This window comes from Streptomyces sp. NPDC051172, from assembly GCF_040682555.1.
Lineage (GTDB): Bacteria > Actinomycetota > Actinomycetes > Streptomycetales > Streptomycetaceae > Streptomyces.
Map to the genome: position 1 here is coordinate 110557 of NZ_JBFBBE010000009.1, position 20129 is coordinate 130685.

At 71.4% G+C, this 20129-nt stretch carries 16 protein-coding genes and 1 pseudogene; 10 read left to right on the forward strand and 7 right to left on the reverse strand.

Translation table 11 applies throughout. The annotated features are described in order from the left end of the window. Positions 1-24 precede the first annotated feature (24 nt). Together AB0N07_RS07700 and AB0N07_RS07705 are read right to left on the reverse strand one after the other, a co-directional pair. Positions 25-1464: an NAD-dependent succinate-semialdehyde dehydrogenase gene (locus AB0N07_RS07700; RefSeq protein ID WP_365833153.1), complete on the reverse strand. Its 1440-nt coding sequence runs from the start codon at positions 1462-1464 to the stop codon at positions 25-27. Between the two features lie 154 nt (positions 1465-1618). Continuing rightward, positions 1619-2887 (reverse strand): aminotransferase class III-fold pyridoxal phosphate-dependent enzyme, encoded by a 1269-nt coding sequence (locus tag AB0N07_RS07705; RefSeq protein WP_365833155.1) that lies wholly within the window; start codon positions 2885-2887, stop codon positions 1619-1621. A gap of 243 nt (positions 2888-3130) precedes the next feature. Here AB0N07_RS07705 and AB0N07_RS07710 point away from each other — a divergent pair, with 243 nt between their 5' ends. Next, positions 3131-4738: a PucR family transcriptional regulator ligand-binding domain-containing protein gene (locus tag AB0N07_RS07710; protein WP_365833157.1), complete on the forward strand. Its 1608-nt coding sequence runs from the start codon at positions 3131-3133 to the stop codon at positions 4736-4738. Here the strand turns inward: AB0N07_RS07710 and AB0N07_RS07715 are convergent. Next, positions 4722-5693 (reverse strand): TauD/TfdA family dioxygenase, encoded by a 972-nt coding sequence (locus tag AB0N07_RS07715; protein ID WP_365833159.1) that lies wholly within the window; start codon positions 5691-5693, stop codon positions 4722-4724. The genes AB0N07_RS07710 and AB0N07_RS07715 overlap by 17 nt on opposite strands. 288 nt (positions 5694-5981) lie before the next feature. Between AB0N07_RS07715 and AB0N07_RS07720 the strand changes: the two genes are divergently transcribed. Continuing rightward, the gene (locus AB0N07_RS07720; RefSeq protein ID WP_365833161.1) at positions 5982-7211 is read left to right on the forward strand and encodes an ROK family transcriptional regulator; all 1230 of its coding nucleotides are present in this window, start codon (positions 5982-5984) and stop codon (positions 7209-7211) included. 8 nt (positions 7212-7219) lie between these two features. Here AB0N07_RS07720 and AB0N07_RS07725 read toward each other — a convergent pair whose 3' ends face one another. After that, on the reverse strand, positions 7220-8122 hold the full coding sequence (locus tag AB0N07_RS07725; RefSeq protein WP_365833163.1) for an EamA family transporter: 903 nt from the start codon (positions 8120-8122) through the stop codon (positions 7220-7222). A 69-nt stretch (positions 8123-8191) separates the two neighbouring features. Here AB0N07_RS07725 and AB0N07_RS07730 point away from each other — a divergent pair, with 69 nt between their 5' ends. The 3 genes from AB0N07_RS07730 (at position 8192) to AB0N07_RS07740 (ending at position 11589) form a co-directional block, all read left to right on the forward strand. Continuing rightward, positions 8192-9082 carry a LysR family transcriptional regulator gene (locus AB0N07_RS07730; RefSeq protein WP_365833165.1) on the forward strand — a complete coding sequence of 297 codons (891 nt, stop codon included), beginning with the start codon at positions 8192-8194 and terminating at the stop codon, positions 9080-9082. A gap of 60 nt (positions 9083-9142) precedes the next feature. After that, entirely contained in the window at positions 9143-10477 is a 1335-nt protein-coding gene (locus AB0N07_RS07735; protein WP_365833167.1) for a GAF domain-containing SpoIIE family protein phosphatase, read from the forward strand. Positions 10478-10572: 95 nt separating this feature from the next. Further along, positions 10573-11589 carry an MASE1 domain-containing protein gene (locus AB0N07_RS07740; RefSeq protein ID WP_365833169.1) on the forward strand — a complete coding sequence of 339 codons (1017 nt, stop codon included), beginning with the start codon at positions 10573-10575 and terminating at the stop codon, positions 11587-11589. Between the two features lie 8 nt (positions 11590-11597). Here AB0N07_RS07740 and AB0N07_RS07745 read toward each other — a convergent pair whose 3' ends face one another. After that, positions 11598-13472, reverse strand: a complete 1875-nt coding sequence (locus AB0N07_RS07745) for an ABC transporter ATP-binding protein (protein ID WP_365833171.1) — start codon at positions 13470-13472, stop codon at positions 11598-11600. Between the two features lie 94 nt (positions 13473-13566). On the opposite strand from AB0N07_RS07745, the gene AB0N07_RS07750 reads away from it, so the two are divergent. Further along, positions 13567-13746 carry a hypothetical protein gene (locus tag AB0N07_RS07750; RefSeq protein WP_365833173.1) on the forward strand — a complete coding sequence of 60 codons (180 nt, stop codon included), beginning with the start codon at positions 13567-13569 and terminating at the stop codon, positions 13744-13746. Positions 13747-13767: 21 nt separating this feature from the next. Here AB0N07_RS07750 and AB0N07_RS07755 read toward each other — a convergent pair whose 3' ends face one another. Next, a complete protein-coding gene (locus tag AB0N07_RS07755) occupies positions 13768-14793 on the reverse strand; it encodes a hypothetical protein (protein ID WP_365833175.1) in 1026 nt (341 codons plus the stop codon). A gap of 107 nt (positions 14794-14900) precedes the next feature. Between AB0N07_RS07755 and AB0N07_RS07760 the strand changes: the two are divergent. Next, a pseudogene (locus AB0N07_RS07760) lies at positions 14901-15260 on the forward strand (2Fe-2S iron-sulfur cluster-binding protein); the annotation flags it as partial. Between the two features lie 550 nt (positions 15261-15810). Here the strand turns inward: AB0N07_RS07760 and AB0N07_RS07765 are convergent. Further along, complete coding sequence (locus AB0N07_RS07765) at positions 15811-16269, reverse strand: MarR family winged helix-turn-helix transcriptional regulator (protein WP_365833177.1); 459 nt, start codon at positions 16267-16269, stop codon at positions 15811-15813. A 110-nt stretch (positions 16270-16379) separates the two neighbouring features. Here AB0N07_RS07765 and AB0N07_RS07770 point away from each other — a divergent pair, with 110 nt between their 5' ends. From AB0N07_RS07770 to AB0N07_RS07780, 3 genes are all read left to right on the forward strand, one after another. Continuing rightward, positions 16380-17462, forward strand: a complete 1083-nt coding sequence (locus AB0N07_RS07770) for a substrate-binding domain-containing protein (RefSeq protein ID WP_365833179.1) — start codon at positions 16380-16382, stop codon at positions 17460-17462. Between the two features lie 301 nt (positions 17463-17763). Next, positions 17764-19461 (forward strand): hypothetical protein, encoded by a 1698-nt coding sequence (locus AB0N07_RS07775; protein WP_365833181.1) that lies wholly within the window; start codon positions 17764-17766, stop codon positions 19459-19461. A gap of 360 nt (positions 19462-19821) precedes the next feature. Continuing rightward, a complete protein-coding gene (locus AB0N07_RS07780; RefSeq protein WP_365833183.1) occupies positions 19822-20127 on the forward strand; it encodes a hypothetical protein in 306 nt (101 codons plus the stop codon). Positions 20128-20129 lie beyond the last annotated feature (2 nt).

A 20129-nucleotide genomic window follows, 5' to 3' on the forward strand; every position in this document is an offset into this window, starting at 1 on the left:
TCTCCGCGCTCGCCACGGCGGTGGTCACCTCACCGGGATCGCCAGGTACTGGTACTCGAGGAACTCCTCGACACCGACCCGGCCGCCCTCCCGGCCCAGCCCCGACTGCTTGACGCCGCCGAACGGGGCCGCCGGGTTCGAGACCAGGCCGGTGTTGAGGCCGACCATGCCCACCTCCAGGCGTTCGCTGACCCGAAGCGCCCGGTCCAGACCCTCGGTGAAGAGATAGCCGACCAGGCCCCAGGGGGTGTCGTTGGCGCGGCTCACGACCTCGTCCTCGTCGTCGAAGGCGAGGATGGCGGCGACGGGGCCGAAGATCTCCGTGTCCATCAGCCTGCTGCCGGGGGCGACATCGGTGAGGACGGTCGGCGGGTAGAAGCAGCCCCGGCCTTCCGGGGTACGGCCGCCGACCAGCACCCTGGCGCCGCGGTCCACCGCGTCGGCGACCAGTTCCTCGACCTTGGCCCGGCCTGCCGCGTCGATCAGGGGGCCCACGTCGACGCCGTCCCGGGTGCCGGGGCCGACGACGAGGGCTCCCATGCGTGCGGCGAGGCGCCGTCCGAACTCCTCGGCCACCGCACGGTGGACGAAGAAGCGGTTCGCGGCCGTGCACGCCTCGCCCATGTTGCGCATCTTGGCGACCATCGCGCCGTCCACGGCCGCCTCGAGGTCGGCGTCGTCGAAGACGATGAACGGGGCGTTGCCGCCCAGCTCCATCGACGTCCGTACCACGGTGTCGGCGCACTGGGCCAGCAGCAGCCGGCCGACGGCGGTGGAACCCGTGAAGGACAGCTTGCGGATCCGGCCGCCCCGCAGGAGCGGTTCGCACACCTCGCCCGCGCGGGAGGTGGTGACGACGTTCAGGACACCGTCCGGCAGGCCCGCCTCCTTCAGGACGGCGGCCAACGCGAGGCTGGACAGGGGGGTTTGCGGGGCGGGCTTGAGGACCATCGTGCAGCCCGCCGCGATCGCCGGGCCGATCTTGCGGGTGCCCATCGCCAGGGGGAAGTTCCATGGAGTGATCAGCAGACAGGGGCCGACCGGGCGGCGGGAGAGCAGCATGCGGTTGCGGCCGTCGGGAAGGACGCCGTATCCGCCGTCGATGCGGACCGCCTCTTCGGAGAACCAGCGGAAGAACTCGGCGGCGTAGGCCACTTCGCCCCGCGCCTCGGCCAGCGGTTTGCCCATCTCGGAGGTCATCAGGTGGGCGAGTTCGTCGGTGCGGGCGAGGATGATCTCGTGCGCGCGGCGCAGGATCTCGCTGCGGGCGCGCGGTGCCGTACGGGCCCATTCCTGCTGGGCGTTGACGGCCGCGTCCTCCGCGAGCCGTGCGTCCTTCGGGCCTGCGTCGGCGACGTGGCAGAGGATCTCGCCGGTCGCAGGGTCGTCGACGGGCATGGTGGCGCCGTCCGAGGCGTCGAGCCAGGCGCCGCCGATGAAGAGTTGCGTGGGGGTGTCGGTCATGAGGTCTCTCCTGGTCGGTCGGCGGCACCGCCCGCCGTTCCGGCGCCGCCGCGCGCGGTGGGGGCCGGCGGAGCCGCATATGGGTACAGCCCCGCGCCTCTTGAGGGGCGCTGCCGAGCCGCCACGGCCTTCTGCGAGGCCGTTCGGGCTTCCGTCATCGGGCCGCGGCCCCCGAGGTTCCGGCCTCCACCGCTGCCGCCCACGCCCGGAGCCCCTCGTCCACCGCCGTCTCGTCGATGACAAGGGCGGGGATCATCCGTACGACCTGGTTCCAGGCTCCGCACAGCAGCAGGAGCAGACCCTCCTCGACGGCGGCCCGTTGTACGCGGGCGGCGGTGTCGGGGTCGGGGGTGCCGTCCTCGGTGACGAACTCGGAGGCGAGCATCAGGCCGAGGCCGCGTACGTCGCCGATGGCCGGGGTGCGCTCCGCGACCGCCTCCAGGCCGGTGCGCAGCCGCTTGCCCATCGCCTCGGCGTTCTCCACGAGCTTCTCGTCGCGTACGACGTCGAGTGTGGCGCAAGCGGCCGCGCAGGCAACGGCGTTGGCGCCGTAGGTGCCGCCCTGCGAGCCGGGCCACGCCTTGCTCATCAGTTCCTCGGAGGCTGCGATCCCGGACAGCGGGAACCCACTGGCCAGGCCCTTCGCCGTGACGAGGATGTCCGGCGCGACCCCGAAGTGGTCGTGGCCCCAGAAGCGCCCGGTGCGGCCGACGCCGGTCTGCACCTCGTCGAGGACGAGCAGGAAGCCGTGGCGGTCGGCGCGTTCACGCAGGCCTTCCAGGAAGGCGCGGGTGGCGGGCACATAGCCGCCCTCGCCGAGCACCGGTTCGACGACGACCGCGGCGGTGTCGGCGGGCGAGGAGATGGTCTGGAGGGTGTAGTCGAGTTCCTTCAGGGCGAATCGGGTGGCGGTGTCCTCGTCCCAGCCGTAGCGGTAGGCCGTCGGGAAGGGCGTGACGACCACTCCGCTCATCAACGGCGAGAACCCGGAGCGGAAGCGGGTGCCGGAGGTGGTCATGGACGCGGCGGCGACGGTACGGCCGTGGAAGCCGCCGTGGCAGACCAGGACGTTGGGGCGGCCGGTGGCCTGGCGGGCCAGCCGCAGCGCGGCCTCGACCGCCTCGCTGCCGGAGTTGGTGAAGAACAGGCTGTCCAGACCGGCCGGCAGCACCTCGCCGAGCTTGCCGACGAGGCGGCGCAGCGGCTCGTGCAGGACCGTCGTGTACTGGCCGTGGATGAGGGTGCCGACCTGCTCCTGGGCCGCCGCCACGACCCTCGGGTGGCAGTGGCCCGTGCTGGTGACGCCGATGCCGGCGGTGAAGTCGAGATAGCGGCGGCCGTCCTCGCCGTAGAGGTGGACGCCCTCGCCCCGGGCCGCCACGACGGGGGTGGCCTGGCGAAGGTGCGGCGACAGTGCGGTCATGTTCGTCTCCTGGGCCGTGCGTTGTCGGCTGCTCCCGTCCTTCGAGCGTCCCGGCGGCCCACGGTCGGCCACAACGCCTGAACTGTCCAGCCGGAGCACCGTGTTCGGACGGTGTGTCAACCACGCTGCGCGGCAATGCGCCCGCACGGGGCGCAGGCACGGGCGTCCGGGGCGTCTTGCGCAGGTCAGCACCGCTTGTCACAGTGTCCGGGCAGGCCGTCCCGATGCCCGAGACGAGGCCCCATGCGTGAGAACGCCGACACGGCGAGCCGTCCACTGACCGTCGCCGACGCGCTGGCCCTGCCCGTGCTCGCCGCGGGGCAGCCGCAGGTCGTCACCGGCGTGGACGGCCTCGACCGGCAGATCCGCTGGGTCCACATCACCGAACTGACCGACCCTGCCTCCTTCCTCAAGGGCGGCGAACTCGTCCTGACCACCGGCATGCCCCTGCCCGAGCAGCCGGCCGGAGTGCGCCGGTACGTCGACGAACTCGCCGACGTCGGGGCGGCCGCGCTGGTCATCGAGCTGGTGCGGCGCTACCACCGGCCGCCCGAGGAGCTCGTCGACGCCTGCCGGGCCCGCGGTCTGCCCCTCGTCACGCTCGCGGCGGACGTCAACTTCCTGGAGGTCACCCAGGTCGTCCATGCCCTCCTGCTGGGCAACCAGACGGACGCGATGCGCCGGACCCAGCGCATCCACGAGGCGTTCACCGCGCTGACGCTGCGCGGTGCGGGGCCCGAGGACGTGGTGCGCGCGGCGGCGGAGATGAGCGGCCGTACCGTCGTGCTGGAGAACCTGGTGCACCAGGCGCTGATCTGCGAGCCCTCCGGCACCACGGTGGCGGAGGCGCTCACCGGCTGGGAGCAGCGCTCCCGGGGCGTGCCGTCCTGCGAGCGCACCGAGGTGTGCGGCGGCGAGGGCTGGCTCGTCGCGCCCGTGGAGTACCAGGGCGAGCGCTGGGGCCGCGCCGTGATGCTCCCGGGCCCCGACCGCAGAGGGGAGTTCGGGGACGAGGACGTCACCGTGCTGGAGCGGACGGCGATGGCCCTGACCATCGCCCGGCTCATCCACGCCACCCCCTGGGAACGCACTGCACACCGCAGCGCCCTGCGCGAGCTGGCCGAACAACGCCACCACTCCCCCGAGGGCGCCCGCGCCCGCTTCGCCGCGCTGGGCCTGCCCGCCGAGGACTGCGGCTTTCTCGCCGTACTGGTGGTCACCCGCGCGGACGACGCAGCGGAGGGCCGGCTGTCCGACGAACTGCGGTCCGCGGGGGTGCCCGCGCTCGTCGGTGTCCTGGCCGCCGGACGGCTCGGCGTCCTTCTCGCCCTGCGCACCGCCCGGCCCTGGCGGCCCACCGTCGAACGGCTCAGCCGCACCGCGCTCGCCCTCGACCCGCAGGCGGTGGTGAGCGTCGGCTCGGAGGTCACGCAACTCGCCGACGCCACCCGCTCGTTCCGCGAGGCCGGCCGCGCGGCCGAGGCAGCCCTGCCGGGTCTGCCCCTGCCCGAAGGCCGTTCCTTCCACGAACTGTCCGACATCGGCCTGCGCCGGCTGCTGTACGCACTGCGCGAGGACATCCGGGTCCAGGACTACGCCGAACGACGGCTCGGCCCACTCGTCGACCACGACACCCGGCACGGCACGGACCTGCTGGCGACCCTGCGCCACTACCTCGACGCGGCCGGCAGCAAGACCACCGCGGCCCGCCGTGGCAACCTGTCCCGGGAGACCGTCTACCAGCGCCTGCGCACCATCGAGCGGCTGCTGGACTGCGACCTGGAAGCGGGCGAACAGCGCACCGAACTGCATGTGGCGCTGGCTGCCTTGGACGTCATGCGGGCGCGTTGACGCCCTCCTCGGCGACCGTGCCGTCCGTGGAGGCGCCGGAGGCGATCCCGTACGTCGGCTCCGGCACCGACGTCGGCTCCAGGAGCACCGAGCGGCGGCCGTCCACGCCGACCGGCACGTCCCCGTCGATGGTGACGCGGCGCAGGGTGCGCGCATGGTCGCCGGAGTCGTCCACGCCGTAGTGCTGGGTGGCCCGGTTGTCCCAGACGGCGACGTCACCGGAGCGCCACTGCCAGCGGACGGTGTTCTCCGGGCGCTCGACATGCGACTGGAGGACGCCGATGATCGCCCGCGAGTCGGGGCCGCGCAGGCCGACCAGGCGCTTGACGAAGCTCCCCAGCACCAGGGTGCGTTCACCGGTCTCCGGGTGCACGCGCACCACCGGGTGGTCGGTGCGGAACTTGGTGGAGGTGAACACCTTGCGGTGCTGCTCCAGTTCGACGGTGCCGGCCTCGGGGCGCGCCTCCGCGTAGTCGTAGTCGTTGGTGTGCTCGGCCCGCAGGTTGTCCGCCAACAGCTTGAGGGCGTCGGGGAGTTCGGCGTAGGCGGCGGCCGTGTTGCCCCACAGGGTGTTGCCGCCGTACGGCGGGACGACCTCGGCGCGCAGGATCGAGAAGGCGGGGTAGGCGGGCACGAACGTCACGTCGGAGTGCCACTGGTTGGCGCGGCCGCCGTGGTCGTTGTCGACGCCGAAGGCGTACTTGCCGTCGACGGAGGGGACAGTGGGGTGGGCGACGGGCTCACCGAGGAGCCGGCCGAACGCCTCGTGGCTGTCGGCGTCGAGATGGTGCTGGTCGCGGAAGAAGACGACTTTGTGCTCCAGGATCGCGGCACGGATCGCCGCGACGACGGGCTCGGTGAGGTCGCCGCCGAGGCGGACACCGGAGACGACGGCGCCGATGCGGCCGCCGACCTTCTCGACGGTGAGGGTCGCCGCGGGTGCGGTGGAGGTCATGGGAGGGGCCCTTCGCGAAGTGACGGCGGTTAGTTGCTTTCCGAGCGGAAGGAAATCCGGGCAGGTGGAAACCTGCCCGGTGAAGGATGAGAGGGTGTTCCTCAACGAGCTTGGGTGGCCCGCCGCACGCCGGTCAACACTCCCTGGGCCCGTTTCACGACCCTGCAACACGCCCGCCATGCCGGCCGTGGTCCCGGCCACTTCCGGTCGCCAAAACGGCCGGGGACAGGGCATGTTGGACCCTGTCACCTCCTCAGACCGGAAACCGCGAGACCGAGAAGGCCTGCCATGTCGACGACCGTTCCCTCCGCGCGCACCTCGGGCGACGGCCGGCGGGAGGCGAATGCCGCGTCGGTGCTGCGGGCCGTGCTCGACCACGGCCCGGTGGCCCGTAGCGGCATAGCCCGGCTGTCCGGGCTGAGTCCGGCGGCCGTCTCCCGCCAGTGCACCGACCTGGCCCGGCTCGGCCTGGTGTGCGAGGTGCCGGAGCTGGTCGCGGCGAGCGGGGTGGGCAGGCCGCAGATCCCGGTGGACCTGCGGACCGGCGGCGCGGGCGGGCCGCTGGTCGCGGGCATGCACATCGGGGTGCCCGGCGCGGACTTCGGCCTGACGGATCTGCGCGGCACGGTCGTGGCCCGCCGGCAGCTCCGGCACGACGGGATTCCGACCGCCGACCTCCCGGACCACCTGGGCCGCGCGCTGGCCCGTTTCATCGCCGAACACACCCCGGCCGGCGCGAGGGTCCTCGGGGCGGGTGCGGCGATCGGCGGCTGGGTGGCCCCGGAGACCGGCACGGTCGTACGGCATGACGCGCTCGGCTGGCACCAGCGCCCGCTGGCGGCCGAGCTGCGACGGCACACCGGGCTGCCCGTGCGGGTGGACAACCATGCCCGTGCCGTCGCGCAGTCGGAGCTGCTGTTCGGCCGGACCGAGGCACGGCGCTCCCTGCTGCACCTGTTCGTGGGCAACGTGGTGGACGCGGCCCTGTCGATCGCCGGCGTGGTGCACAGCGGGCCGCGTTCGGGCGCCGGGGACGTGTCGCATCTGCCGGTGCCGGAGAGCCGGGTGGCCTGTCCGTGCGGCCGTACCGGCTGTCTGGAGGCGACCGTCTCCGACACCCGGCTCACCCGGCGCGCGGTGGAGCAGGGCATCATCCCCGACGCGCACATCGGTCTGCTGGTGGACGCGGCGGCGGCCGGCGACGGGCGGGCCGACGCGCTGCTGCGGGAGCGCGCGCAAGCGGTGGGCCGGGCGACGGGGCTGCTGCTCGACGTGCTCAACCCGGATCTCGTGGTGGTCACCGAGACATCGAGCACGCTCCAGCCCGAGTACCTCGAAGAGATCCGCACGGCCGCCATCGGTCACGCACACGTCTGCGACGACCCCGCCCGGATCCAGATACCGCATGCCGGGCCCCCGATCCTGGTCGTGGCGGCCGCCACGATCGTCCTGGACCCCCTGTACAAGAGCCCCCTGCAGGCCTTCGCCGACACGGCAGCCCTGCCGTCGCCGGCCTGACAACCCCGTCAGCGGTTCCCCGTGCGGACCGCGCCCACGCTCGCCGTGACGACCAGCGCGATCGCGGCGCACTGCGGCAGTGACAGGCCCTGGTCCAGAACCAGGTAGCCCGCCAGAGCGGCGATGGCGGGTGCCAGGCTCGTCAGGACCGCGAAGGTCGCGGCGGGCAGGCGGCGCAGGGCGAGCAGTTCGAGGGTGTAGGGCACCGCCGAGCTCAGTAGGGCGATGGCCAGGCCCAGGCCGAGCACGGTGGGCTCCAGCAGCGTGCCGCCCGCCGCCCCGATGCCCAGCGGCAGGCTGACCAGGGCGGCGACCGCCATCGCGATCGCCAGCCCGTCCAGCCGCGGGAAGCGGGCGCCCGCCCGGGAGTTGAGCACGATGTACGCCGCCCACAGCGCGCCGGCGCTCAGCGCGAAGGCCACCCCGGCGAGGTTGAGCCGGTCGAAGCCGCCCCCGCCCAGCAGGACGACCCCGGCCAGTGCGAGGCCTGCCCACAGCAGGCCGGCGACGCGACGGGAGACGAGGACGGACAGCAGGAGCGGGCCGAGCACCTCCACGGTGACCGCCGCGCCCAGTGGGATGCGGTCGATGGCCTGGTAGAAGAGGAGGTTCATGCCGCCGAGGGCCAGTCCGAACCCGCAGACCACCGCCCAGTCGCCGCGCGAGTGCCCGCGCAGCCGCGGCCGGGTGACGACCAGCAGCAGCACCGCGGCGAACGTCACCCGCAGGGCGACCGCGCCGAACGCTCCGGCGCGGGGGAAGAGCAGTGCGGCGCAGGCCGACCCGAACTGCACGGACACCGCTCCTGCCAGCATCAGGCCGACACCGCCGAGGCTGCCGCGGCCGGCCGCATGACGGACCAGGACGGGCGCGGGCGTCGAGGTGGAGGAGGTGCGAGCGGTGGAGGTCATGCCGTTCACGGTAGGAACCCGGCTGCGGCCTGTGAAATGCCGATTCCACTGCGGTTATGCTCCTGAGGCATGACCATCGAGCTGCGGCATCTGCGGGCCTTCCTCGCCATCGCCGAGGAGGGCAACATCACCCGTGCCGCAGCCCGTCTGCGGCTGAGCCAGCCCGCGCTCTCGCGCACCCTGCGCCAGCTGGAAGACCACCTGGGCGGCCGTCTCGTCGACCGCTCCACCCACCATCTCGAACTCACCGCCGAGGGCCGCACCTTCCGCGACAAGGCCGCCGCCGCCCTCGCCGCCGTGGACACGGCTCTGGACGCGCGCCACCTGCGGACCTGGCCGCTGCGCCTGGGCCACCCCTGGGCGGCGCTCGGCGACCACACCGTCGCGTTGCTGCGCCGCTGGGACGAAACGCACCCGGAGGTCCCTCTGCGGCTACTGCGCATCGACGACCGTACGGCGGGCCTCACCCAGGGCAGGGTCGACGCCGCCCTGCTGCGCGGCACGGTCCCTGCGGCCGGGCTGCGCACCGAGTTGCTGGTGTCGGAGGAGCGGGTGGCGGTGATGTCGGCGGACAGCCCGCTGGCAGCGCTGCCCCGGGTCACCCTGGCGGATCTGGCCGCGCATCGCATCGCCCTCAACACCGTCTCCGGCACCACGACGATGGACCTGTGGCCGGCCGCGGCCCGCCCCGCCGCCACCCTGGAGGTCACCAACACGGACGAGTGGCTGATGGCCATCGCCGCGGGCCGCGCCGTGGGCGTCTCCACGACGGCCACCCCCGGCAACCACACCCACCCGTCGCTGGTCTTCCGGCCACTCGTGGACGCGCCGCCCGTGCCCGTCGTCCTCGCCTGGCGCGAGGGCCCCGGGCACCCGGCCGTCCCGGACCTGCTGGCGCTCATCCACGCGGTGCTGGCGAGCGGAAAGGCCCGTTCGCGAACCGCGCCGCCGGTGGCGTAATTGCCGTTCGCCCTGGTCGGCCGTGCGACGCTGGTGTGGGGACCGGCTCAGGAGGCAGCCATGACGGGAGACAGGGAAGGGAGACAGCCCAGGCAGCCGGACCTTCGCGACCTGCAGCTACGTCTGCGTTCCGAAGTGGGCCGGATCGACGACCAGCTGCGCGCCCTGCTGTCCACCATGGACCGGCTGCAGGGCCTGCTGGACGCGGTGATGGCCATCAGCCGCGAGGTGGAACTGCCCGCGGTGCTGCACCGCATCGTGACCACCGCCATGGACCTGGTCGGAGCCCGCTACGGGGCGCTGGGCGTTCTCAACGAATCCGGGCAGGGCCTGGAGCAGTTCATCTCGGCGGGCCTGTCCGAGCAGGAACGCAACGCCCTGGCCGAGACGGGCCTGCCCCGGGGCCTGGGCGTCCTCGGCCACCTGATCCGCTACCCCGAGCCCCTGCGGGTCACCGACATCCCTGCCCATCCGTCCTCCGCCGGGTTCCCGCCCGGCCACCCGTGCCTGCACACCCTGCTCGGCGTCGCCATCAGTGTGCGGGGAGAGATCTACGGCGACCTCTACCTGTCCGAGCGGCGCGACGGGCAGCCCTTCGACGCGCACGACGAGAGCGTCGTCGTCGCCCTGGCCGGCGCCGCAGGCATCGCGATCGAGAACGTCCGCCTCTTCGAACGGATCCGGGTCGGAGCCGAGCAGTTCCAGCGGCTTCTGCTGCCCACCCTGCCCGATCTGCGGCCGTTCACCGCCGCCGCCATCTACCGGCCCGCCGCCGAGCCCAGTCAGCTCGGCGGGGACTGGTACGACGCCATCCCGCTGCCCGACGACGTGGTGGCGGTCGTCATCGGCGACGTGGTCGGTCACGATCTGCATGCCGCGGCCGCCATGGCCTCCACCCGCAACATGCTGCGCGCGCTCCTGTTCGACCAGCGCAGTTCACCCGGCGCGATCCTCGCCCAGCTGGACCGGACCCTGGAGGCCCTCACGGACAACCCCGTCACGACCACGACGCTGGCCCGCATCGAGCCGGAGGGCCCGGGCCGGCGGCTGCGCTGGAGCAGCGCGGGCCACGTCCCGCCCCTGCTGATCGCCCCTGACGGCCGGGTGGAGTACCTGCTCGTCGAGCCCGGGGTGCCGCTCGGCGTCGACACCGCGCAGCCCCGGCCCGACCACTCCCGTTCGCTGCCCCCGGCCGCCACCGTGGTCTTTTTCACCGACGGTCTGGTCGAACATCCCGGCCATCCCATCGACGAGAGCCTGAACGAGCTCGCCGAGCTCGCCTCCGCCCATGTCGCCCTGCCCCTGCCGGAGTTCGTCCGGACACTGGCCGACCACCACCCGAGCGACGGTCACGACGACATGGCGATCCTCGCCCTGCGCACCCCGCCCGCCTGACCGGCGGCGCCGAGCCGCGTGGCCTGCGCCGTGGAGGATCCCGGGGATGCGGCGGATGATGGGCTTCGGGCCGATGTCGACACGGAGGTCGCCCGATGGCTGTCGCCCGGCATGAACGGCTCCGGCACAGCGGCTCGGCCGCCCTGGAGATCTGTGTCGTTGCCGCCCTGTACTTCGGCTCGGCCAAGGTGGGGCTGCTCCAGCAGATGGTGCGAGGTCAGGTCACGCCGCTGTGGCCGCCCAGCGGTATCGCGGTGGCCGGTCTGCTCCTGCGCGGCCGGCGGGTGTGGCCCGGGATCGCCCTCGGCGCGTTCCTGGTCAACGTGTCGCTGGGGCCCTCCCTGCCGGCCGTACTCGCCATCGTGGCGGGCAACACCCTCGCGCCCGTCTGCTCCTACGAGCTGCTGCGCCGGACGGGCTTCCGCAACGCCCTGGACCGTTTGCGGGACGCCCTGGCCCTGATCTTTCTCGGGGCGTTCACCGGCATGCTGGTCAGCTCGACGACCGGCAGCGCGACCCTGGTCCTCGCCGGAGTGCTCGGCCCGGGCGACTTCTGGCCGACGTGGTCGGTGTGGTGGACCGGTGACGCGATGGGCGTCCTGGTGGTGACGCCGGTCCTGCTCGTCCTGCGCTCGGCACACCGGCCGAAGGACGCGCCGCCGTTCCGCTGGGTCGAGGGGCTGCTGCTGGTGGCCGCCACCATCGGCGTCGGCTTCCTCGAGATCAGCCATGCTCCGCTGCTGTTCCTCGGCATCCCGCTGCTGATCTGGGCGGCCTTCCGCTTCCAGCTGGCGGGGGCCGCGCCCTGCGCGCTGGCCGTGTCGACCTTCGCGATCATCGCGGCCGCCCGGGGATCGGGGCCGTTCCATGGTCACGACCTGCTCACCAACATGATCACGCTGCAGGCGTTCAACGGCTCCGCCGCGCTGACCGCGCTGCTGCTCGCGGCCGTCGTCAGTGAGCGGAACCAGACCCAGCAGGAGATCGCCCGGGCCTGCGGGCAGCTCGCCGACATGGTGGCCAGGATGGCCACCGGAGATCTCCGCCCCACGCTTCCCCACCGGCAGAACGAGAGGGAGGAGCAGGGCGGAGAGGCCCCCAGACGGGTGTGATCCGCCGGTCAGTGCAGGTCGGCCCGTGCGGGACTGTCCTCCAGGGCAGTGTCTTCCATGGCACTGCCTGGGACGGCACTGTCGTCCACGGCACTGTCGTCGAGGAATCCGCCCGACTGGTGCTGCCACAGCTTCGCGTAGGCACCCTGGGCCGCGAGCAGTTCCTGGTGCGTACCCTGCTCGACGATCCGTCCGCGGTCGAGGACGACGAGCCGGTCCATTCCGGCGACCGTGCTCAGCCGGTGCGCCACCACGAGTGCCGTCCGCCCCTCCATGAGCCGCCAGAGCGCCTCCTGCACCAGGACCTCGCTCTCGGAGTCCAGGGCGCTGGTCGCCTCGTCGAGCAGCAGGATCGGCGCGTCCCGCAGGATCGCCCGGGCCAGGGCGACCCGCTGGCGCTGTCCGCCGGACAGCTTGATTCCGCGCTCGCCCACCATGGTGTCGAAGCCGTCCGGCAGCACGTCGGCGAACTCCGTGACGTGCGCCGCCTCGGCCGCGCGGCGGATCTCGGCGTCGGTGGCGTCCGGCCGGGCGAAGGCGATGTTCTCCTTCAGCGTGCGGTGGAACATCGCCGGGTCCTGCGGCACGTAGGCGATCAGTCCGCGCAGGTCGGACTGGCGCATCCGGCTGATGTCCTGACCGCCGACCAGGATCCGGCCGCCGTCGATGTCCATCATCCGCAGCAGCAGCCGTGACAGCGTGGTCTTCCCGCCGCCCGAGCGGCCGACGAGACCGATCTTCGTGCCGCTGGACACGGCCAGATCGAGGCCACGGAAGAGCGGCTCGCCTCCCCCGTGGGCGAAGGTCACCCGCTCGAAACGGACATCCGCGGGCCCCGGCAGCAGCGGCTCCGGCGAAGCCGGGTCGAGCACGGTCGGCGGAACCAGCAACAGCTCGGTGAACTGTGCGGCCTCCGTCATCGAGCTCTCCAGGCGGCGGTAGATCTGGTTGAACTCGAACATGATCTTTGTGGCGTTGCTGTAGTAGGTGAAGGCGACCACGACCGCCTCCACCCCGTGCTCGCCCCCGCCGAGCGCGACCGCGAGCAGCAGGCCCAGCACATTGGTCAGTACGGACATCGGCGCCACCAGCGTGTCGATGCGCAGGTTGCCGTAGTCCCACGACCTGAGTGTGAGCCGTCGCGAGTGGGCGACACGGGTGCGGTGCTCGGCGGCCTCGCGGCGCTCCGCGGCGAACGCCCTGACCGTATCCATGTTCATCAGGCTGTCGGCGACATGCCCCGACACCCGGGCGATCGCCTCCTCGCGCTGGTCGACGAGCCGCTGGCGGCGCCGGATGAGCGGTGCCACGCACAGCGCCGTCACGCCGATCATCACCAACAGCCCTACGACGAGCAGCGGTTCGTAGCGCCACAGCACCACCGACCCGAACAGCAGCGGTACGAGGCTGCCCATGATGTTGAAGGTCAGCGTGTCGGCGAACTCCTCGAAGCGGGAGGCGAAACTCAGCACCCTCTTGGTGAGCGCCCCGGCGAAGTTGTCGTGGAAGAAGGCGGCGTCCTTGGCGAACAGCTCGTCCATGCCGAGCACGTACAGGTGCTCGATCCCGAGGGCGTCGAGGCGGTTCAGGCAGTGCAGACCGATCCGCCACAGCGCCTCCGCCAGCAGCAGGACACCGGCGAAGGCGAGGACGTACGGCAGTGTCGAACCGATTCCGATGTCGGCGTTCCCGGCGATGCGGCCGACGAGTTTCGCGACGACCAGCGGCGCGACGTAGTTGATCCCGATGTTGCCGAGTGCCGGGAGCAGCATGCCGGGCACGGCCCACACCCGTAGCCGGCCCAACTCCCGTCCGTAGTAACGAAGTGCGAGGAGCACGGAGCCCCTGCGCGGGGGAACCTTGCTTGCTTGAGGTGATCCCATCCCGATCCCGTGTGGTTGTGCGGCGGGATGGGAGTGTCCCGCGACGACACCCACGGCGTCCAAGCGTTTTTTGGGCTGATGGGGCCTTCGCCCCATGTGTCACTCGGGATCCGTACGGCGGCAGCCGGTTGAGCAGTTGGACGTGTCCGCGGTGGCCCGCTACAACAACGCCCACACCATCGGCGTGGGCCACCAGCGCCAACTGGAACTCCCTGTCGAGCGGCGGAACCGTCATGGTCCGCAACGGGCTGTGACGCCGGGGCTCATCGGCTGACCTGCAGCTGTACGGACAAGGTCAGTGGTCGAAGCCGATGTGTACGTGGTCGTGGTGGGTGTTGTCGCTGAAGAACTGGTTGGCAGCGCCGCCGCCGGACAACAGGACGGGTCCGCCGACGTTGTAGGAGCCGGCCGCTGCCGCGTCCCGCATGAAGCGCTCGATCAGCGTGCGGGAAGTGGCCGGGTCGACCACCGCGTGACCGTCGATCTGCCACACGTCGAAGGCCCGCCCGAGCGGATGGTCGCTGGGGCGGCTGGTGCCGAAGACGTCGAGGGGGTGGCCGGAGCGGACCACGCTGACGTACATCCGGTAGGTGCCCGCCAGACGCAGCATCGCCGCGAGAACACTGTCGTGTACCTGCCCGCTGTGCAGGTCGGCCTGCGCGGCGGGCGGCAGTTCGACACGGGAGTCGGCCAGAACCGCGCGGGCGCGCGCGGGCAGCGCCGACACGGCGGCTCCCGGTTGGGCCGGGTACAGTGCGGTCACCGTCCAGCCGGAGGCCGCCCGGGTCAGCCGTACATCGACCGTCGTACCACCGGCGCTCACCCGGCCGCCGCGGCTGGTCCACTGGCGGCATACGACGAGCACACTCGCGGAGTCGGTGAGGATGCCGCCGTACTGGGCGTTGACCACCTGCAGCACGGCCGCGTCCGCATCCGGCAGCAGCGGACCGGCCTCGTCGACCAGGCCGGTGGGCAGCCGGAGCGCGGCCACCCGCGCCCTGGCCGCGGCCGCACCACCCTTGCCGGACGGCCACGCCCCGATCGCCTCGACGACCTGAACGGCACGGAGTTTGGCGGCCGGCGTGACCTCGGCCGAGGTCGGACGCCACGGCGTGGTGGGCGGCAGGGCGGCGGCCTGCGAGGTGGGAGGGAACGCCGCAACGGATCCGGAAGCGGCGGAGGCACGCCCGGAACGGGCGGTGCCGGACTGCGACGGCGCGGTGTGCGAGGAGCCGCCGGAGCAGGCCGCCACGCCGACGAGAGTGCCGGTCGCGCCCAGCAGCAGGGTACGGCGGGACGGTGAGCCGGGCTTGCGCGTCATGACATCCAGTGTCCGTCAATCCTGGCCCGAGGAGTGGACGGACTCGCCTGATCAGCGTTCGTGTCAGCGCGTGAGCGTCTGGCCACTGTGCTGGGTCCGGCGGACCGTGTGGCCCGCACAGCATGGTCCGCGACGCCGGCACGCTCCTCGCCGGGCTCGGCATCACGGCGGGCCGCGTGCACCAGGAACTGTTCCACGCGGATGAGGACCCGCCCGCGGCGCCCGCTGCCGACCGCGACGACGCCACCGACGGCGACGCGGCGAGCGAGGTCACCGTGGTCCTCGATGGCGCCCAACAGGCCTGCCCCGGCCTTCCGTTCGCGCGCAAGGACGGCGACTGCGGAACCTGCCGGGCCGACATGCGCCGCAACTGCCCCCTGGAACCGGCGGAGGTCTCCGCGGGCTACGTCCTCAACTGCCAGACCTTCGCCGCCTCCGACACCCTCACGGTCGACTACGACAGTTGAGGTGCGACGCCGGGACGGGACAGCTGGTGCGGGACGCTCATCCCGGTGATCGGGCACACGCCAAGGGGACTTTGCACGAACGTCGTTGGTCGGTGGGTCCCGCCGGCCGTCAGCCGCATCCGGGCCGGCCCGGATCACGGAAGAGGGACACCTGCGCGACATGGAAGCTGCTCCGTCGCCGGCATGGGACCTGGTGACCGACATCGCGCCATCGGCCCGGCTGAGCCCTGAGCTGCAACGTACGGAGTGGCTCGACGGAGCGGAGAGGCCCGCCGTGGGGCACGCTTCGCCGCCGGACGATCGGCGGGTGGCGGACCGTCTCGCACGTCGTCGAGTTGGAGACCCGAGACCCAGGCGTCAACGGTGATCGTCAGCAGACATGCAGCCGACGCACAACGCCCGCGGTCCGTGCTCCTGCAACTGTTCACGCACCCGTTCCGTCAACTCCGGATCGGCACGGGCCCCACTCGCTCACGCGACCGCCAGGACGCTGGAGCGCAGGCTCGGCTTCGCCGCACACGGGCGAGGCCGCCGCCATTGATCGAAAAGATCAACTCTGCGGTCTGCTGGGCGCCACCGCAGGCAACCCGTCGACCGTCGCCGCGAGCAGAAGCAGGAGCCGGGTGAGTTCTCCCTGGTCACCGATGGCGTCGAGAAGCCGGGTTTGGTCGGAGTGGACGCGGTGGCCGGCGCGCTGGTGGAGGATGCGCCCGCGAGCGGTGAGGTACAGCAGGACGCGGCGGCGGTCGTCGGGGTCGGGCCGACGGTAGACCAGGTTGCCGGCAACCATGCGGTCGACGAGCTTGGTCAGACTCGGCGGAGGCATGAGGGCGCGGTCGGCGATTTCGGACATCGGGTGGCCCTGCCCGTCGGCGACGGCCGACAGTACGCGCCACTCCTCCACCGAGCAGCCCTCCTCGGCCAGCAGCGCGGCCAAGCGCCGGCCGAGGCCTCGCTCGGCGTGACTGAGGAGGTGAGCAAGGTCCGGGGAGGAGGGTTCGGACGGCATTGCCGGTGTCCTTCCGGTAGGTCTACTGTTCGGGCAGATTAAGAGCCTCCGCGAGGGTGCCGGGGCCCGGAGCGGGATCCGCGCGCCCAGTGCCCTTACGGAGGTGGTCTGTGCATCCGGTGCCGCCGACAGGTAATGGCGATTCGAGCACGACCCTGGTCGTGGCCTTGGTCGTGCCGTTGCAGGGGCCGGCAGGGGTCTTCGGTCCTTCGTGCGAGCTGGCCGCGCAACTGGCCGCGGAGGAACTGAACGCCGCGGGCGGCGTACTGGACCGGGAGGTCCACCTGGTCACGGTGGACGGCGGGGCATCGCCGGAGCAGGTGGCGGCCGAAGTCGAGGCGCTGGTGTCGCTGGGCGCCGTCGACGGGGTGGTGGGCTGGCACACCTCGGCGGTGCGACAGGCGCTGCTGCCGCGGATCGCGGGCCGCTTGCCGTACGTCTACACCGCCCAGTACGAAGGCGGCGAACACACCCCCGGGGTCTTCCTGACCGGCGAGACCGACGCCGCCCAACTGCTGCCCGCGATGCGGCTGCTGGCCGAGGCGACCGGCGCGCGACGCTGGTGCACGGTGGGCAACGACTATGTGTGGCCGCGCGTGACCGCCCGCACCGCCCGGGAATACGCCCGGGCGTGCGGCGGCCTGGTGCGCGACGAGGTCTTCGTGCCCCTGGGAACAAGCGACTTCGGTCCCGTGCTGCGCCGGATCGAGCGGTGCGAAGCAGACGCCGTACTGATGCTGCTGGTCGGGGACGACGCAGCTCACTTCAACCGGGCGTTCGCCGGGTACGGTCTGCATCAGCGGTGCCTGCGATTGAGCACCCACATGGACGAGAACATCCTGCTGGCCACCGGTGCGGACGCCACCGACGGACTGTGGGCGACGGCCGGTTTCTTCGAGACGCTCGCGACCGCCGAGAGCCTGGACTTCGGCGCGCGTTACGCAGCGCGGTTCGGTGTGGAGGCGCCCGTGGTGGGCAGTCTGGGCGAGTCGTGCTTCGAAGGAGTGCGCCTGCTGGCGGCATTGGCCGAGCGGGCGCGGTCGCTGGACGTGAAGACGATGTGCACGGTGGCCGAAACGGTCTCCTACGAGGGCCCGCGCGGCGCACTGCGGCTGCGCGGCAACCATCTCACCCAACGGCTGTACCTGGCACGGGCGGATGCCTTCGACTTCCACATCGTCACCCAACTCTGACTCCGCTCCCTGCCGTTGACATTAGCCTGCCACAGAAATACTTTCTACGGGAAGCATCTGGCCGAGGCGAGGTTTCTGTATTCAATCGAGCCCCCCGCTCGCCACGCCCTCCGATCGACAACAGCCCAGCTCACGCAGTTACGCTCCCGGCCGCACACCATCTACGCGCGTCGAATAAAGGCCCGTCAAAGGACTCTTCCCTTAAAGGACGCGAAACGCTCAAGAAACAGTGCGGCGTGACTCTTCCGTGCATCACCCGGGGTCGCCCGGGTCGTCCCCAGTGCTGGGAAGAGGGAATGTCGTGACGGAGATCGTCGACAAGGAAGCACCGCCGGCGAGTACGGGCGGACGGACGTACAACAACTGGGCGCAGAACGACACGTTGGAGGACTACTCACTACGCTACGCGCCGAAGTCGTTCCGCCGCTGGACCCCCTATGTGGTGGCCACGACGGCGCTCGGCGGCATCGCCTACCTCGCCGACTTCGCCATCGGCGGATCGATCGCCATCTCCAACGGCTTCTCCAGCGCCATGGTGGCGATCCTGGCCGCGGCTGTGGTCATCTTCCTGACCGGCATACCGATCTCGTACTACTCGGCGAAGTACTCCATCGACATGGACCTGCTGACCCGGGGCGCGGGCTTCGGCTACCTCGGATCCACGCTCACCTCGGTCATCTACGCCAGCTTCACCTTCATCTTCTTCGCCCTCGAAGGCTCGATCATGGCGCAGGCCCTGGAACTCGGCCTGCACATCCCGCTCGCCATCGGCTATCTGATCTGCTCCCTCATCATCCTGCCGCTCGTCGTCTACGGCATGACGGCGCTGTCGAAGATGCAGGTGTGGACGCAGCCGGTCTGGCTGGTGCTGATGGTCGCGCCGTTCGTGTCCATCGCCATCCAGGAGCCGGACAAGTTCTCGCAGTTCACACACTTCGCCGGCAACTCCCCCACCGGCTCCGGCATCAGCATGCTCGGCATCGGCGCGGGCGCCGGCGTGGCCCTCTCACTGATCGCGCAGATCGGCGAGCAGGTCGACTACCTGCGCTTCATGCCCGACAAGACGCCCGAGAACAGCAGGAAGTGGTGGGGCGCCGTGCTCTCCGCCGGCCCCGGCTGGGTGGTGCTCGGCGCGGCCAAGCAGATCGGCGGGGCCTTCCTCGCCTTCTACATCGCCGGCAGCGTGGGCCTGTCCAAGGCCAACGAGCCCATCCAGCAGTACGTCCACGGTTTCAAGACCTTCGCCGCGCCCGTTGCCCTGGGCCTGGCAACGTTCTTCGTGATCCTCTCCCAGATAAAGATAAACTCGACGAACGCGTACTCGGGTTCGCTGTCCTGGTCGAACTTCTTCTCCCGGCTGACCCACCGTCACCCCGGCCGCGTCGTCTACATCTTCCTCAACGTCGGCATCGCGCTGGCCCTGATGGAGGGCGGCGTCTTCGGCTTCCTCAACACCGTCCTCGGCTTCTACTCCAACGTGGCCATCGCGTGGATCGGCGCCGTCGTCGCCGACCTCGTCATCAACAAGCCACTGAAGCTGAGCCCCTCGTACATCGAGTTCAAGCGGGCCCACCTGTACAACTTCAACCCGGTCGGCTTCGGCTCGATGCTCATCGCCTCGGCCGTCTCCATCGCGGCCTACTTCGACGCCTTCGGTGACTACGGCAAGGCCTACTCCCCCTTCATCGCCCTGTTCCTCGCGATGGTCCTCTCACCGCTGTTCGCGGTGCTCACCAGGGGCAAGTACTACATCGCCCGCGTCGACGACCTGGAGGAGCCGCTGCTCGGGGCGGACGGCCTGCCCTCCGCGGCCATGCTGACCTGCACCGTGTGCACGACCGACTTCGAGCGGCCGGACGTGGCGAACTGCCCCTTCCACTCCGGGGCGATCTGCTCACTGTGCTGCAGCCTGGAGAAGGACTGCCACGACTCGTGCAAGAGCGGCTCCCGCACGGGACCGGTCGCCCTCGCCACGCCCACCGTGCGGTCAGCAGACTGACCAACAGCTCCTTCCGGTGTCCCCCTTGGCTCCGGCTCACGTTCTTCGACGTGGGCCGGAGCCGACGTCGCCAGTCGGTCAGGTCTGCTCCGGCGTCGCGAGCGTACGGTGCCTCGAACGGACATGGTCAGAAACCGGCCGCGGCATCCGCCGTGGCTCCGGAACAGCCGCGTCCCCTACGGAATTCCGATCAGCCGAGATTCACCGAGGCGGTCGACGCATCAGATCACGGGAAGCTCCTGATGACGCCCAGGACGGACACTCGCCGCTGCACGCGTCTTGGGCGCGGATGTGTCCGGTCCGCCGGCGCCGGTTGATCCCGGGCAGGCGGACCCCGAATCCGCCGACTCCATCGCCGAGATGTTCCACCGACCCGCGGAAGCGGCTGTCCTGACCGAGGACGCGGCCGTGATGCTGTACGAACTGCTGGCCGGATGCTTCATCACGCCGGTGCTGATGCCGCAGCTGAGGAGCGACAGCCCGGACACGAAGCTGCTCACCCGGTGCTGGGACTTCGTGGAGCGCATCGTGGACGACTCCACGAAGCATGTCGGCGGCACCATCCACTTCGAGGTGCTGGATCAGCTCCTGATCGACAGCGGTCTGGTGGAGGCGGCAGCCCTACATGAAGGTGCGGACCCGGGCCCGCACCCTGCTGATGCTTGACG